Here is a 14,485-nt window from a genome sequence, read left to right on the forward strand (position 1 = left end):
TCGCGAAGAATGGCTGGCCGGCTGCGCACATCCCCGGCCAGCCGGACCACTGCTCAGCCCAGCCCTTCCTCGGCAAGGGCCTGCGTCACTGATGGCAGCGTCCGCATATGCGCGAGGAACCTGCCGAGCGCCTCCGGCAGTTCGACGCCGCTTCTCGGCGCAACCATCAGCACCCAGAACAGGTAGCAGTCGGCAATCGTCATCTCGTCGCTGACGAGGAATTTTTTATCGCCCATCTGATCGGCAAGGATTGCGAAGGCCTGCGCGAGCCTTTCGCGGGCGCGCTCCTTCTCCAGCTCGGAGAAATTCCTGAAGAAGGGATTGTATCGCGAATGGATCTCTGAGGACATGAAGGCAAGCGCCTCGAGCGCACGCCACCGAACGACGCCGTCTTTGGGCAGGAGCTTGCCGCTCTTCTCGGCGATATAGGCGAGGATCACCTGGTTCTCCGTCAGGATCGTTCCGTCCTCCAGCTCGAGCGTCGGAATGTAGCCCTTGGGATTGATCGACAGGAAATCGCGGCCGTCCTGCGTCGTCCTGTCATGGTTGATGGCGATCAGCCTGTAGGAAAGCCCGGTCTCGATGAGCGCGATATGATCGGCCAGGCTGCAGGCGCCGGGATAGTAGAAGAGGTTCATGGTGGTCTCCTGATGGTGACCCATCCCGGCATTACGTCTGCGGGAGAAGGTCTGGAATGTTGACCACAGCCATTTATGGGACCTAAAATTGTCCGTCAAAAGCATATGTTTAGGAGCAGGTCAGATGGATGTGACTGCAAGACCCGCAGCGGCCGACTGCAGGGCTGTCAGCGAGATCCTGAGCCGGGTCGGAGACAAGTGGACGATCCAGGTGGTCGTCGCCCTTCGGCTGGGAGCGCTGCGCTTCAACGGGCTGAAGCGTGAGGTCGGCGGCATTTCGCAGCAGATGCTGACGCGGACGCTGAAGATGCTGGAACGCGACGGCATGATCGAAAGAACCGTTCACGCCAGCACCCCGCCGCAGGTCGAGTACAGGCTGACCCCACTCGGCCATTCCCTGTCCGAAACCGTGCGCCAGCTGGCCGATTGGGCGGCAGCGCATACGGAAAACATCTGGGAAAACCGCCTGCGCTACGACACCGATCACCCATGAGACGATCCGAGCCCCCCGCGAGCTAAAACCGCAAGATCGGTCGAGCGCATCACGCCTGCCCGCGCTTAGTTGGTGCTGCCACGGAGAATACGCAACGATGAAGGCAGCACTTCGAAACTACCATGCCCGGATGCAGCGGGTGCTGGATTACATAGACCGGCATCTGGACGACGATCTGGACCTGGACGCTTTAAGTGCCATCGCAGCCTTCTCGAAATTCCACTTTCACCGGCAGTTCTCGGCCACCTTCGGGTTGTCGGTGCATCGCTATGTCCAGCTCGCCCGTTTAAAGCGCGCTTCGCACCGGCTGGCCGCAAACGCCGGTGAGAGCGTCACCGACATAGCGATGGACGCCGGCTACGGTGCGCCCGATGCCTTCGCCCGCGCCTTTCGGCAACGGTTCGGGCAATCGCCTTCGTCGTTCCGGAAATCGCCCGACTGGGCTCCGTGGCTTGCGGCCTTCGGGCCTCTTGAAAACGCAAGGAGCAAGCTGATGCAGATAATCTACGAAGAAGACGACGTGACGATCCGCGATATGCCCCCGACGCCGGTTGCGATCCTGGAGCATCGGGGCGACAGGGCAAACCTTCGCGCCAGTATCGAGCGCTTCATCGCCTGGCGCAAGGCCGCCGGCCTGTCGCCCGAGACGAGCCCGACCTTCAATATCTTCCGTTCCCCGAGGACGCCTGCGAACCCCGCCGATTACAGCATGGATCTGTGCGTCGGGACCGACAGGCCGATCGATGCCGATGACGAGGTGATGAAATCAGGCCTTATTCCCGGCGGGCGCTGCGCGGTCATCCGCGTTGTCAACGATACTCACAATCTGGAGCCCGCCGCCCTCTACCTCTATCGCGACTGGCTGCCGGCGAGCGGCGAGGAAGCGCGCGATTTCCCGATCTATTGCCAGCGGCATTTCTCCTTCTTCCCTGACGTTCCGGTCCATGAGGTCGTTGTGGAACTGTTTCTGCCGCTGAAATAACGCCTGGAGGGCAGTCGGCCCGCGCAGCAAGCCTTGTGCGTCCGGAAGAACGCACAAGGCTAAGGGACTATCTGTCCAGCCAGGGTCAAAATTGGCTGGCTGCAGAAATAGTCGCGGATGGCGGCCTCCCCGACCGGAGCGCCATTTCCATAGTGCGCTGGCCGGACAGGAGGGCCGAAAATTATAGTTTCACGCCGACGCTCGCGAGGAAGCTTTCCATGCGGTTGTCGACCTCAGCCTTCGTCTCCGCCCACGCCGGGAACGACTGGAGAAGATTGTCGTGCCAGGCGATTAGGTTTGGATAGTCCTTGAACGGAAACTTTGCACGATCGACCTGGGAGAATGGAGCCGCGATATCGATATCGGCAAAGGTCAACGCATTGCCGACCATGAACTTGCGGCCCTTGAGATGCTGGTCGAGGACATCAGCTCCAGCGCGGATCTTGCCCTCGGCAAATGTGATGACGGACTCGTCCTTCGGCACACCCATGACCGTCTTTCCCACGCGCTCGTCGAAGATCGTGGTGGTGAAGGTGCGCCACTGCTCGCCCGACCAGAACATCCACTGAAGCACCTGGAAGCGCTCCTCCTGCGTGGCTCCGGCCAATGGCGAATTCACCTTGGCGGCGAGATACAGATTGATCGCCGAGGCCTCATAGATGATGGTGTCTCCGTCTTCGAGAACCGGCGTCAGACCGTGGGGATTGAGGCGCGATTTGAACTCGTCGGTCCGGCTCTCGCCTTTGAAGAGGTCAACGGTGACGCGTTCGAGTTCAATGCCCATGATCTTCGCAGCCGCATTCACGCGACGCAAGCTGCCCGAGCCGGCATCACCATAGATCTTGATTGTCATAACTATTCCTTTCGCTTCCGGGCCGCGGATCGGCGGCTGGGCGTCAATTCTCATATTCTCTCTGCGAATTGCAGACCGGCTTGACGAATGGCATCTATTCTCTATTGGAATTCATGCTCGTGGCGACGACGCGATGGGAGGGATCGATGGATAAGCTGGGTGCCATGCGAATGTTCGTGCGGGTCGTCGAAAGTGGAAGTTTTTCGCAGGCAGCGCGCGACCTGAGCGTCAGCCAACCGACAGTCAGCAAACAGCTCGCGGCACTCGAAGCGCGGCTCGGGACGCAACTCCTCGCGAGAAATTCGCGCGCCCTCGCCGTGACGCCCGCAGGACAGGAATATTACGAGGCCACTGTCCGTATCCTTCAGGATCTCGATTTCATCGAAGAGAGAGTCCTTGAAGGGCAGTCGGCTCCCTCAGGGCTCGTCCGCGTGACCCTCCCGCCCGCATTCGGGCGGATGTTCGTCATCCCGCGGCTCGCGGATTTCAGGAACCGTTTCCCGGATGTCGCGATCGAGATGGAAGTCTCCGGGCGGCACGTTGGCCTTATCGAGGAAGGAATAGACGTCGCGATCCGGATCGGTCGGCTTTCGGATTCGGCACTCGTCGCCCGCCATATCGGCGACATGCGGATGATAACCCTGGCCTCCGCCGGCTATCTTGCCCAATACGGCACACCGCAAACATTGGACGAACTGCGCACCCACGAGCGTATCGGCTATGTCCATCAGGGAGATATCATCGGCTGGGATTTCCAGGTAGACGGCCGGCAGGTCACGGTCGACGGTGGCGGAGCCTTCCGCACCAACGATGCCGAGCATGTCCGCGGGGCAGTCGTCGCAGGTCTCGGCATCGCCCACCACGCGAGTTGGCTGTTCACGGATGTGCTGGCCTCTGGCGAGGTTGCGCGAATTCTCGGCCAGCATGCGCCGCCGCCCTTTCCGATCAACGCCGTTACCGTTGCCGGACGGCGCATGCCTTCCCGCGTGCGGCAATTCATCGATTTCCTCACAGCGATCTGCGCCGAAGAGCCGGAATTGAGGATCGGCGACGGCTAACCTGTCATATATCGGCAACTGCCTCGCTTGCCGGACGGCGGCTCAGCAAAAGCAGGACGAGGATGGCATTGCAGGAGCAAAGCAGGCAGAGGATCAGCACCGTATTTTTCCATCGCGAGGCGCCCCACCCACCGTCCAGCTTTCCCGATCGCCCGCCTTCCCCTACAATCGGATCCGGACACGGAGGATTTCACCATGAGCGAAGACGCCTTCAATATGTCGATCCGCAAGTTCCTGAAGGAAGTCGGCGTGACCTCGCAGCGCAAGATCGAGGAGACGGTGCGCGACGGGCAGATCGGCGGCAAAAGGCTGAAGGTCCGCATGACGCTGACGGCGGAAGGCGCTGCCCTCCACCACGTGGTGGAAGGCGAGATCGAACTTCCCTAAAGCATGTCGCGCAGAAGTGTGCAGCGGTTTTGCGACAACGACATGCGTAAAACAAAGACCTGAAGCGCAGCGAGCGGATCCGAAAGATCGCGAAGCGCTTTAGGCAGGCGGACGACGCGGCAGAAGCAACGCGCTACGTAAGCTGATCGTCACATGCTGCCATCAAGAGTAAGGCGAGACGCACGCCTGGCGCGGACCGTAATAGGGCTGGAACGTATTGTCGTAAGCCCTGTAGGACCGGTAGCGCGCATAGCACCACCGCACATGCGCATTGCCGCCATAATAGGCGCGGCGGTAAACGCGCGGCGCATAATAGCGTGGCGCGTAGTAGCGTGGCGCATAATAGCCTGGCGCGTAATATCGCGTCGAGCCGTAATAGTACGGACCGTAATAGCCGGAACCGTAGTAGCCACGATCATAATAGTCGGAGCCATAATATCTGGGCTGCGACAGCGCTCCGCCGATGATCAAGCCTGTGGCCAGGCCGCCGAGCGCCCAGCCCCAGCCATCGCCGCCATGGTGGTGATGGTATCCGCCGTGGTAGCCGCCATAATAGCCGCCACGGTAACGCACCGGCTGCGCCTGCAGCGTCTCGACCTGAGGGGCGACAATGGTGGGAAACGCCTCGGCCGGCAGCGCGCTCGTCAGCGCCGACACCAGCGATAGGGCAATGATTGAGAGCCTCTTCATTGGCTTCACCTCCGTCTACATCGCCGCACTTCATTATAGCGCGGAAAAGATCGCATGACACTTAATTTCCAAGCCGGCGACGGTATTCCAGTAGGGCTGTCTGAGAGCGCCGTACGTCCGTTCGGACGCACAAAGGACGCCCTGCACTTTGAAAATTACGCATCAGGCCTTCAGAAAACCGCTTTCGATTTTCGGGCCGATACAGTCGTCGCCATTTCCCCCGCGGCGCACCGCGCTCCTCACCCGCTCCTCTAACCCGAATGCAGCATTGACGGCCTGCCGCTCCGGCATAGAATCGCTTGAGGGTCGATCGCATCGGGCTGGGGCTGGCGCGTCCTGAGGAGGGTGCCATGCAGAAAACCGATAAGCAGAAAACCGATAAGCAGAAATCCGATATGCAACAACCTGACATGCAGAAAGTCGACGCGCTCGTCGGTCGCCTCGTGGGCGATCTCGGCGCCAGCGTGTCTGGCGTTCTCGTCGTGCTCGGCGATCATCTCGGCCTGTTCCGGGCGATGATGGACGGGCGGCCGCGCTCCTCGATGGAGCTGGCGGAAACGACTGGCCTCACCGAGCGCAATGTGCGCGAGTGGCTCGCCGCCATGGCGGCTGCCGATTACATCACCTATCACGAGGCCTCGAACAAGTTCGCCATGACGCCCGAACAGGCGCTGGTTTTCGCTAATGAGGACAGCCCCGCCTTTTTCGGCGGCGCCTTCGAGATCGTGCAGTCCATGTGGATGGACGAGCCGAAGGTAGAGGATGCCTTCCGCACCGGCAGGGGCCTTGGCTGGCATGAGCACAGCACCTGCCTGTTTCGCGGCACCGAGCGCTTCTTCCGGCCGGGCTACAACAGCCATCTCGTGACCGAGTGGATCCCGGCGCTCAAAGGTGTGAAGGAAAAGCTCGAACGCGGCGCGGAAGTCGCCGATGTCGGCTGCGGCCACGGCGCCTCGACGATCCTGATGGCCCAGGCCTTCCCGAAGTCGCATTTCCACGGCTTCGACTATCACGGCCCGTCGATCGAGCGGGCAAAGCGCGCCGCAAAGGAGGCGGGTGTCGACGATCGGGTGACCTTCAGCAAGGCTTCGGCGAAGGAATTCCCCGCCGGCAATTACGATCTCGTCGCCATGTTCGACTGCCTGCACGACATGGGCGACCCTGTCGGCGCCGGCCGCCATATCCGCGAGACCATGGCCAAGGACGGCACCTGGATGATCGTCGAGCCCTTCGCCCATGACGGCCTCAAGGACAATCTGAACCCGGTCGGCCGCGTCTATTACGGCGCCTCCGCAATGATCTGCACGCCCGCCTCCATGGCCCAGGAAGTGGGCCTCGGGCTCGGCGCGCAGGCGGGCGAGATGAAACTGCGCAAGGTGGCGCTGGATGCCGGATATCACCACTTCCGCCGCGCGAGCGAAACGCCGTTCAACATGATCTTCGAGGTGCGGAATTGAACGGATTTGGGTGCCGGACCTGCCGATGGTTTTCCGGTCGGCAGGCGTGACGCGGTCCGCCCCCAGCAGCAGGGCGTTGCATCCTGTGGCCCCCCTCTGTCCTGCCTTACAGAGGGGGCCCCACGACACACGATGAGGCCCCGAAAGCCCTACCCTTCCTGCACTTCCTTACCGACCCGAGCCTCCGCATAGCGGCAGGCGGCATCGAACCTGGCCTCCGGGCCGAAACTGCGCCGTGGCAGAATGAATGCCTCGCGCTTCGAAATTGCCAGGAACAGATAGTCCCGCTCGCGCAGAACCCGCTTTACCGTCGACCACGGCGCTTTCGTATCGGCCACTGTCGAACTGGCTTCCACGACTGCCTCGCTCATCGTCATGGTGACGGTGGCGTCCGCGGAGGCGATCTGCCGGTAATAGAGAAATGCGATCGCCCACGCGAACCAATGGCTGAAAATCGAAAACACCGTGATCGCAACGAAAACTGCCGCCGAAATCAGAACGGATGAAGTGCTGGCGAAGATCGCGCGCGCCATGACGACGGGATCGTAAGTGTCGGTCAAAAAGACGATCAGGCACCAGACGGAAAACAGCCAGAGTGCCAATGTCAGGATGCTGCGTGGCAGTGGACGCCTTGTAAGCGCCCGCGTCATCGCAGCATAGTCCTGAGACGTCATGGTGTAAGTGATCTGGAACATCGGGTCAGCCTGCATCGCCAAGCGTTACCAAAACGCGATCAGTCATGCCAGCAGCACGACAAACCCCGAGATGCGGCAGTGGCGGGCAATCCACCGCCAGACAGAAAAGGCGATCGAGCCACGGGTTTCGACCCGTCCTTCGGCTCGAGGGAGTTAATTCGCAATCTGTTAAGTATTCATCCGAGAACATGCTGCAGAGTGGGAAATATAACCGGTAACGCCAGTTATATTCGTAGTAAAGGATAAGGCCATGACCAAGGTCCTGAATTCACGCGCAATCATTATCTCGGCTGATCGTCTTGACGAGTGCAAGGATTACCTCGGAACCGACTTTCACCAACTGATTGACCATGCTCTGAGCGCCGGCTGGTCCATTGACGAGGTGGTCGTCGCACTCAGCGGCCTTGCAGAGGAAGAGATCTCCGTGCCGGAGCGAGCAGTTACGTTCCATTGAAATCCGCAACCGACCGCCATCATTTAGAAGGCCGGGGCTTGAAACCCCGGCCTTTTCCTGACCTTTGGAAATGTGGCCTGCATGAGATCGTTGCCCCATGAGGTGCAGCGCCATCGCCAAACATAAAAAGCGGCGCCCGGAGAGCACCGCTTCAAAATCATCAACTCACCAACGCCACAGCGAGGCGAGGCCCGAAAGCCCCTACCCCTTCTTCGGCGCCCTGGTCTTCTTTGCCGGTGCTTCCGGCGCAGGCTGGGCGAGCCTCAGCGCGCGCAGCTTTTCCGTCTTCTTTTGCCGGGCGGCGGCTTCGCTTTCGAGGATGCCCCTGGCGATGGACGTCGTCTGCTCGGCCCTCGCCTGTGGCGAAAGCTTTTCAGGCTTGAAGAATGTGTCTTTCGACTCGGCCATGTCTCCTCCTTTTCGTTGGATCCTGAGACCGGGAAAAGATCAGCGGGCGCCGCGGCCCGGCATTACCTTCTTCTTCGGTGCCGGCAGCAGGCCTTCGCGCTGTGCCTGCTTGCGGGCGAGCTTACGGGCGCGGCGAATCGCTTCGCCCTTTTCGCGGGCGCGCTTTTCCGACGGCTTCTCGTAGGCGCTGCGTTCCTTCATTTCACGGAACACGCCTTCGCGCTGCAGCTTCTTCTTGAGCACACGGAGGGCCTGATCGACGTTGTTGTCTCGGACGAGTACCTGCAAGTTTTCTCCTTAATCAGCGTTGCTGCTGCTATTTCCTGATGCGGATCGAATTCGAATTGATCCAGCTCGATGTCGAACTCTCGGAAGCCGCCTGCACTTTGGAGGGCAAGGGAGCCGAAGGCGATGCGAGCACGTCTATATCATCCTGGCGGATGCTGCGCTCGAAATTCTCGTTCTGAAACCGGACGCGATAATGGGTAAAACCCTGCGCGGCCGGCAGAATGGATAGTACGTTGCCCGAACCCGAAGGCTGGGCGTTACCGAGAACGCCATGCTTGAGCATGATGGTGTCACCCGGTCGGTAACGACGGTTTACCATATCGTTCTCCGCAAGAAATCAAAAAACAAAAGGCCGGGACTACTCCCGACCTTCCCCGGCCAGCGAACTGGCCTCAGTCATCGCCTTTGCACGCCAGTACATCCGTGGTCGCGCGAAGCCGTGACAATTCTTTAGGCAGCGCGGAGGTTGTCGGCAGAGCTCTTGCCCGAACGACGGTCCTGCACGATGTCGTAGGTGATCTTCTGTCCGTCCGAGAGCGAGCGCATGCCTGCGCGTTCAACTGCGGAAATGTGGACGAAAACATCCGCGGCGCCGTTATCCGGCTGGATAAAACCGAAACCCTTGGTGGCGTTGAACCACTTGACTGTACCTGTATTCATAACGATCTCCTTTCAAAGCAACCGTTGGATTTCCCGCGATACCCTGCGGGCTTGGGTCGATTATTTGTAAGGAAATCTGACGAGAGCACAGATGGCTGCTCAACGACGTCACAAGCAATGGTCGATATCCGTAATATACGGTCAATTTTAAATTTGGCAACAGACGTAGACGGAAATTCTTCGAACCGTCTGCAGGTTTTTGATGTAAGCGACTGATTTTTATGTGATATTATTGAGGCGGACGGCGAAGGTCCAGCCCACCCGGCATATAGCCTTGCGGCCAGCCGCGATGTAGGAAGGATCTCCGCGCACCCTGCGGGTTTAAGCGAAAGCCACTGGAATCACCCATGCCGACGACGCCGGTTGAACATGCAGTCAAAATCCGCCCAGCCACATCGGCCGACATGGAAATCCTCGGCGGCTTCGGCGCCCTGCTCGTGGCGCTGCATCACGAACTGGACGACAAACGCTTCATCGAAGCGGCCAAGAGCACACCGCTCAGATACGGGCAGTTCCTCCAAAGCCAGCTCGCGCGGCCCGAGGTCATCGTGATCGTCGCCGAAGACGACGGCGGCCTGCTCGGATATGCCTATGCGGCATCCGAAGGCTTCGACTATATGTCGCTGCGCGGGCCGGCCGGCGTCATCCACGATCTCTTCGTCGATCCCGGCCGCCGGCGCGAAGGCGTCGGCAAGATGCTGCTGGAAGCGGCGATGGCAGGATTGAAATCTCTCGGCGCCGAACGTTTCGTGCTGTCGACTGCCCATCGCAACGAGGCCGCCCGCAGCCTCTTTGCCGCCATGGGCTTCCGCCCGACGATGATCGAGATGACGCGCGAGGCGGATGACTGAAGCCGGCTCGAAGCGCGCCGGTATCTTATTACCGAATACCGGCATCCGGGCCGCTTCTCCCTATATGCGCCATCGCGAATAAAACTGTGCAGTGACGTTCTCCTGTCTTGCCCTTGGCCTCTGTTGACGGTTTTTGGGAACTTCCGGCTGCAGGGAGAATTCATAGTATGAGGCACCCCTCGCCCTTGTTCGTACGGCAGGAGTGGACCATGGCAAAGGCAACTGAGTTGAAGACCTTCCGGGCGCTCGCCATCGCGCTCAGCGCCGCCTTGCTTTTCAGCGGCGCCGCCAGATGGCCGGCGCTCCCCAGCTCGGGCTTCCTGACCGGCCGGGGTGCTGCACCCGAGGATGTCGATAACGGAACCGCGATCTTCGCCACCGGGCAGGACGGAAAGCCGCTCGACATCAAGATCCCGCAATACGGCTATTTCCGGCAGGAAGACAAATACGTCATCATCCTGCAGGCCGAGAAATACGACGGCCAAAGCATTATCGGCGCCGAGACGTTCGACGGCGAAAAGGTAGTCGGCCTGCTCGACGAGTTCGATCTCTTGGGCGATCACGGCCGATAGTTTCCGGGCACAGACGCAACGGTCGGGATAGCGCATAAAAAAAGAGGCTCGTCTCGGGAGACGGCCTCAAAGTTGCGTCAAGTTGGCCCAGCTCCACAAGGCCGTCCTCACTCTATCCGTCAGCCGGACAATCGCTACCCCCAATCGGGTGATATCTGGCGGGATTGCGAAGATTTTTTAAGAAAAGTGGAAAGATTTAAGTGGTTTACGTAGCGTGAACCACTATTCCTCGCTCTCGCCTTCTTTCCCGGTCATCAGCGTCGAGCCGTGGGTTACGAGTCAGGAGATGCCATGCTTCGCACCCTATTCACCTTCGCCTTGCTTCTTGCCGGCGCGCTTGCCGCAAGGGCCGAGGCGTCCGACACAGATAGCACGCAACCGCCTGCAGATCCCTGTAAGAGCCAGAGCTTCGAAGGCACTGCCTATATCGTCTGCCCCGTCGATCCGGCAAAGGCGGATCTGCGCCTGTTCTGGAAGGACACCGGGGGCAAGCCCTATCGCAATTTTTCTGAGGTCGCCGAGGCCGTCACCGGTCAGGGACATCGCCTTCTGTTTGCGATGAATGCCGGCATGTATCGCGAGGATTTCACGCCGATGGGGCTTTATGTCGAGGATGGCGAGAAGCTGATAGAGGTAAACAGGGAGGCGCCGCCCAAGGTCTCGGGGCCGGTGCCGAACTTCTTCAAGCAGCCGAACGGCATCTTCTATCTCGACGAGGCCGGCGCTCACATCATCCCGACCGGGGAATTCATGAAGCAGAGCCCGAAACCGCGCCTCGCCACCCAATCCGGCCCGATGCTGGTCATCGCGAGCACGATCAACCCGATCTTCATAGAGGGCTCGACCGACCGCACGCGCCGCAACGGCATCGGCATCTCCTCGGACGGCACGCTGCGCTTCGTCATCAGCGAGGATGGCGTGAACTTCCACGATTTCGCAAGGTTCTTTCGCGACGAGCTGAAATGCGCCGACGCGCTCTTCCTCGACGGCGGAAACGGCACCGGGCTCTACAATCCCGCACGCCGCCGCAACGACACATCCTGGCACGGCGGCTACGGCCCTATCTTCGGGCTGGTGGAGGAGCGGGATTAAAGCAATTTCAGCAAAAGTGCGAAGCGGTTTTGCGTCCGGAATTGCGTGGAAACAAACGCGATTTCAGGAAAATGTGCAGCGGCTTTACGTCAGGAACTGCTTCAGGCCGCCCTGGGGGCGACCAGCTGCCGTGTCTCGACGATCTCGGCGAAATCGGATTCCAGATGCGCCATCGTCACGTCGAAGATTTCTCGGGCCGAAAGGTTGGCATCCGGCAGGTCGAAGCCGAGCACGGCGTCGCTGACGACGCTCATCTTGAAGCCGAGGTCCGAGCCGGCCCGCACGGTGGTATTGACGCAGAAGCCGGCGACTGCGCCGGTCACGAAAAGATGCGTGATCCCGACCTCGTTCAGATAGCCTTCGAGCTCGGTTGAGGCAAAGGCCGAGGAAGTGGACTTGATGAAGACCGGTTCGTTCTCCCGCGCCACGGCGCAGGGCATCGGCTGGTATCCGGGCGCACTTTCATTGAACGCCGAGCTCTCGTCAGCCTCGCGATGGCGGATATGGATGACCGGCCTGCGGTCGGCGCGAAAGGCAGCGGCAAGGGCCGCGATCTTCTCTCCCGCCTCGCCGTTCACACGCTCGCGCCCGGCATCGAGCCGCGCCTGCATGACCATCTGCATGTCGATGATGAGGAGCGCACTCGTCATGGTTGAGTTCCCTTCGGGCTTGTGTCGATATTCGCACAATGTGCCCTGAACTTTACCACCTGCAGCAGGGCAAGTCGCTCCCGAAATCTCATGAGGGGCCTGCGATAATGCAGTCGTGATCGGAGCGGAGGCGACCGCAGAAACCATAGGTTGAGTAACTGAGAGATTGCATAGGTTGCACCGCAAATACCGCCATATCCCAGCCATTGAGCCGAGCGGAGAAACGAGCTTGTCGGTTAAAAACTGCCGCAAGGAGCATCGACATCGCTCTTCTTTTGTACGGCAGCGTAGATTTTGCGCCAGACCGCAAAAAAAGCGGAACATCGGCAACGCCTTCAAGTTGAAGCCTCTGTTACCAACATCTGACAGAAAGGCGAAACCAATGCTTTTGAAAATTCTCGCGACTTCGGCGCTTGCGCTGACACTGGCGACCTCGGCCATGGCACAGTCCTCCGGCACATCCGGCAGCGGTACTTCCGGCAGCGGTACTTCCGGTACGGGCACCACCAATGGCAACAGCAACGGCACCGGCAGCAACATGAACGGCAGCGGCACCAATGGCTCCGGGACGGACACCAATACGACCGGCTCCACCAACAACGCCGGCAATCCGTCCAGCGGCACCAAAACCCCGGGCGCCTCCGGCGGCGACCCGAACGACTGCCAGCGCACGACCAACAGCGGCACAGGCAACCCGGCGCCGACACCTTCGATAAACGCGATCCAGCCGGATGCGGCAAACGCCTGCTGACCCCTGAGACAGCAACCGCCCGGCCCGCAGCGGATGAGCGTCTGCTGGGGGCCGGATCGTGGCGCGGCATGTTGGGGTCCCGAGCGGAGGATTTTATCCGTGGCCGCAGTTTTGGTAAGTTGACTACGCGGCAACCATTGTTGGAACGAGGGGCGGATGAGGTGATGGGGGACGGGCTCAACGATCTCGACCGATCGGTATCAAACCGAGGAGAATCCCATCCTTCGCGCGGAAGCTACACGGTCGCCGTTTTATGCCTGACCCTGATACTGTCGTTCATTGATCGCTTCGTGATCAACCTCGTCGTAGACCCCATTCGCGCCGAGCTGGGGCTTAGCGATCTGGAAATCAGTTTGCTTCAGGGCGCTGGTTTTGCGCTTATATTTGCGCTGGCCGCCCTCCCGGCCGGCCGGCTGGCGGACAGGGTGAACCGACCGAGGTTGATCGCCGCAGGCGTGGTTGTGTGGTCCCTCGCCACGATAGCATGCGGACTTGCGACCGGCTTCTGGAGCTTTTTCGCCGCACGGGTCGCCCTGGGATTTGGGGAAGCGGCCCTCATACCAGCAGCGTCCTCGCTGCTCATCGACAGCTTTTCGGCAGCGCGCCGCGGTACCGCTCTTGGAATATTCTCGCTTGGCTCGACAAGCGGGAGCGGCATTGCATTGATCGTTGGTGGCGCGGTGCTGACTTATCTTGGGACGGACACCGCCGCCGACTTGCCGATCATCGCTTCGCTGGCGCCCTGGCGACAGCTGATGATCATTATGGGTATCCCCGGCTTCTTCTTCGTCGCGCTGCTGTTGTTCATTCCAGAACCGGCCCACGGCAACAGGCTTCCCCCGCCTCCTCTGCAACTTTTGTTGCGCAATCTGTCGGCAGAGCGCGGCCTTGTCCTGCGGCTCTGCTTGGCAAAGGGGGTGATGAGCCTGGCCGACTTCGGCATGGCGGCATGGCTCCCCACCCTCCTCCTGCGGCATTACGCTGCGACGCCGATCGCGGCCGGCGCCACTATCGGGATTGCGACCGCGCTGGCCGGCATCATCGGTTCGATCGGCGGCGGGATGCTGTCCGACTGGAGCGCTCCGCGCTGCAGTATCTCGACACGTGCAAAGCTTATCGCGGGGAGTTATCTGGTTGCTCTGTGCGGCGCCATCTCGATTGGCCTCTGTTCTTCAAGTCTTCAGATCGGCATTGCATTTTCCTTTTGGGTCGCGGGGTCGGTGAGCGGTTCCGTTGTCGGCCGCATTACCATGCAGGAGCGGGTCCCCGGCAATATGCGGGCAACCACGGTCGCGCTTTCGATCACGATTTCGGCGATCGTCGGAATAGCGGCGGGGCCAACTCTCGTGCCGGTCATCGCCGGACGAATGCTGGGAGCCGACAACGCACTGCAATTCGCAATCGTGGTCGTCGGGGTTATTTCCGTGGCGTCGGCTCTGGCCTTGATCGCCCGATCGGCGTCGACGGTATCGGTCGCGTCCGCGGCAGAAGGCTGAACATCTGCAT

Annotated in this window: 20 protein-coding genes; 11 read left to right on the forward strand and 9 right to left on the reverse strand. The window is 60.5% G+C overall.

Features of this window, described 5'->3' with window-relative positions:
* Positions 1 to 53: 53 nt before the first annotated feature.
* Positions 54 to 638: a glutathione binding-like protein gene (locus tag FHT92_RS09590; protein ID WP_183824233.1), complete on the reverse strand. Its 585-nt coding sequence runs from the start codon at positions 636 to 638 to the stop codon at positions 54 to 56.
* Positions 639 to 762: 124 nt separating this feature from the next.
* Here FHT92_RS09590 and FHT92_RS09595 point away from each other — a divergent pair, with 124 nt between their 5' ends.
* Both FHT92_RS09595 and FHT92_RS09600 read left to right on the forward strand, forming a co-directional pair.
* Entirely contained in the window at positions 763 to 1,131 is a 369-nt protein-coding gene (locus FHT92_RS09595) for a winged helix-turn-helix transcriptional regulator (RefSeq protein ID WP_183824236.1), read from the forward strand.
* Positions 1,132 to 1,228: 97 nt separating this feature from the next.
* Entirely contained in the window at positions 1,229 to 2,113 is an 885-nt protein-coding gene (locus FHT92_RS09600; protein WP_183824238.1) for a GyrI-like domain-containing protein, read from the forward strand.
* Between the two features lie 181 nt (positions 2,114 to 2,294).
* Here FHT92_RS09600 and FHT92_RS09605 read toward each other — a convergent pair whose 3' ends face one another.
* Entirely contained in the window at positions 2,295 to 2,966 is a 672-nt protein-coding gene (locus tag FHT92_RS09605) for a glutathione S-transferase family protein (RefSeq protein ID WP_183824241.1), read from the reverse strand.
* A 146-nt stretch (positions 2,967 to 3,112) separates the two neighbouring features.
* Here FHT92_RS09605 and FHT92_RS09610 point away from each other — a divergent pair, with 146 nt between their 5' ends.
* Both FHT92_RS09610 and FHT92_RS09615 read left to right on the forward strand, forming a co-directional pair.
* Positions 3,113 to 4,024, forward strand: a complete 912-nt coding sequence (locus FHT92_RS09610) for a LysR family transcriptional regulator (protein ID WP_183824244.1) — start codon at positions 3,113 to 3,115, stop codon at positions 4,022 to 4,024.
* Between the two features lie 195 nt (positions 4,025 to 4,219).
* On the forward strand, positions 4,220 to 4,411 hold the full coding sequence (locus tag FHT92_RS09615) for a DUF6494 family protein (protein WP_183824247.1): 192 nt from the start codon (positions 4,220 to 4,222) through the stop codon (positions 4,409 to 4,411).
* 162 nt (positions 4,412 to 4,573) lie between these two features.
* Here the strand turns inward: FHT92_RS09615 and FHT92_RS09620 are convergent, their stop codons facing one another.
* Positions 4,574 to 5,101 (reverse strand): BA14K family protein, encoded by a 528-nt coding sequence (locus tag FHT92_RS09620; protein ID WP_183824250.1) that lies wholly within the window; start codon positions 5,099 to 5,101, stop codon positions 4,574 to 4,576.
* 395 nt (positions 5,102 to 5,496) lie between these two features.
* Between FHT92_RS09620 and FHT92_RS09625 the strand changes: the two genes are divergently transcribed.
* The gene (locus FHT92_RS09625; RefSeq protein WP_183826185.1) at positions 5,497 to 6,558 is read left to right on the forward strand and encodes a class I SAM-dependent methyltransferase; all 1,062 of its coding nucleotides are present in this window, start codon (positions 5,497 to 5,499) and stop codon (positions 6,556 to 6,558) included.
* A gap of 149 nt (positions 6,559 to 6,707) precedes the next feature.
* On the opposite strand, the gene FHT92_RS09630 is transcribed toward FHT92_RS09625, so the two are convergent.
* A complete protein-coding gene (locus FHT92_RS09630; protein WP_183824253.1) occupies positions 6,708 to 7,253 on the reverse strand; it encodes a YcxB family protein in 546 nt (181 codons plus the stop codon).
* A 250-nt stretch (positions 7,254 to 7,503) separates the two neighbouring features.
* Between FHT92_RS09630 and FHT92_RS09635 the strand changes: the two genes are divergently transcribed.
* A complete protein-coding gene (locus FHT92_RS09635; RefSeq protein WP_183824256.1) occupies positions 7,504 to 7,707 on the forward strand; it encodes a hypothetical protein in 204 nt (67 codons plus the stop codon).
* Positions 7,708 to 7,908: 201 nt separating this feature from the next.
* On the opposite strand, the gene FHT92_RS09640 is transcribed toward FHT92_RS09635, so the two are convergent.
* The 4 genes from FHT92_RS09640 to FHT92_RS09655 all read right to left on the reverse strand — a co-directional run bounded on the left by FHT92_RS09640 (position 7,909) and on the right by FHT92_RS09655 (position 9,063).
* Entirely contained in the window at positions 7,909 to 8,115 is a 207-nt protein-coding gene (locus FHT92_RS09640) for a hypothetical protein (protein ID WP_183824259.1), read from the reverse strand.
* Positions 8,116 to 8,154: 39 nt separating this feature from the next.
* Positions 8,155 to 8,403: a 30S ribosomal protein S21 gene (gene rpsU / locus FHT92_RS09645; protein ID WP_183739410.1), complete on the reverse strand. Its 249-nt coding sequence runs from the start codon at positions 8,401 to 8,403 to the stop codon at positions 8,155 to 8,157.
* A gap of 28 nt (positions 8,404 to 8,431) precedes the next feature.
* Positions 8,432 to 8,722, reverse strand: coding sequence for a cold-shock protein (locus tag FHT92_RS09650; protein ID WP_183739429.1), 291 nt, complete (start codon positions 8,720 to 8,722; stop codon positions 8,432 to 8,434).
* Positions 8,723 to 8,853: 131 nt separating this feature from the next.
* Complete coding sequence (locus FHT92_RS09655) at positions 8,854 to 9,063, reverse strand: cold-shock protein (RefSeq protein ID WP_183739432.1); 210 nt, start codon at positions 9,061 to 9,063, stop codon at positions 8,854 to 8,856.
* Positions 9,064 to 9,410: 347 nt separating this feature from the next.
* Between FHT92_RS09655 and FHT92_RS09660 the strand changes: the two genes are divergently transcribed.
* The 3 genes from FHT92_RS09660 to FHT92_RS09670 all read left to right on the forward strand — a co-directional run bounded on the left by FHT92_RS09660 (position 9,411) and on the right by FHT92_RS09670 (position 11,578).
* On the forward strand, positions 9,411 to 9,914 hold the full coding sequence (locus FHT92_RS09660; protein WP_183824262.1) for a GNAT family N-acetyltransferase: 504 nt from the start codon (positions 9,411 to 9,413) through the stop codon (positions 9,912 to 9,914).
* Positions 9,915 to 10,123: 209 nt separating this feature from the next.
* Complete coding sequence (locus FHT92_RS09665) at positions 10,124 to 10,486, forward strand: hypothetical protein (RefSeq protein WP_183739437.1); 363 nt, start codon at positions 10,124 to 10,126, stop codon at positions 10,484 to 10,486.
* Positions 10,487 to 10,777: 291 nt separating this feature from the next.
* A complete protein-coding gene (locus tag FHT92_RS09670) occupies positions 10,778 to 11,578 on the forward strand; it encodes a phosphodiester glycosidase family protein (protein ID WP_183824265.1) in 801 nt (266 codons plus the stop codon).
* 101 nt (positions 11,579 to 11,679) lie between these two features.
* Here FHT92_RS09670 and FHT92_RS09675 read toward each other — a convergent pair whose 3' ends face one another.
* Positions 11,680 to 12,228, reverse strand: a complete 549-nt coding sequence (locus tag FHT92_RS09675; protein WP_183739443.1) for an isochorismatase family protein — start codon at positions 12,226 to 12,228, stop codon at positions 11,680 to 11,682.
* Positions 12,229 to 12,610: 382 nt separating this feature from the next.
* Here FHT92_RS09675 and FHT92_RS09680 point away from each other — a divergent pair, with 382 nt between their 5' ends.
* On the forward strand, positions 12,611 to 12,979 hold the full coding sequence (locus tag FHT92_RS09680) for an oxidoreductase (RefSeq protein WP_183739446.1): 369 nt from the start codon (positions 12,611 to 12,613) through the stop codon (positions 12,977 to 12,979).
* A 164-nt stretch (positions 12,980 to 13,143) separates the two neighbouring features.
* On the forward strand, positions 13,144 to 14,475 hold the full coding sequence (locus tag FHT92_RS09685; RefSeq protein ID WP_183824268.1) for an MFS transporter: 1,332 nt from the start codon (positions 13,144 to 13,146) through the stop codon (positions 14,473 to 14,475).
* Positions 14,476 to 14,485: the final 10 nt, after the last annotated feature.

This window comes from Rhizobium sp. BK377 (genome assembly GCF_014193935.1).
Taxonomy (GTDB): Bacteria; Pseudomonadota; Alphaproteobacteria; order Rhizobiales; family Rhizobiaceae; genus Rhizobium.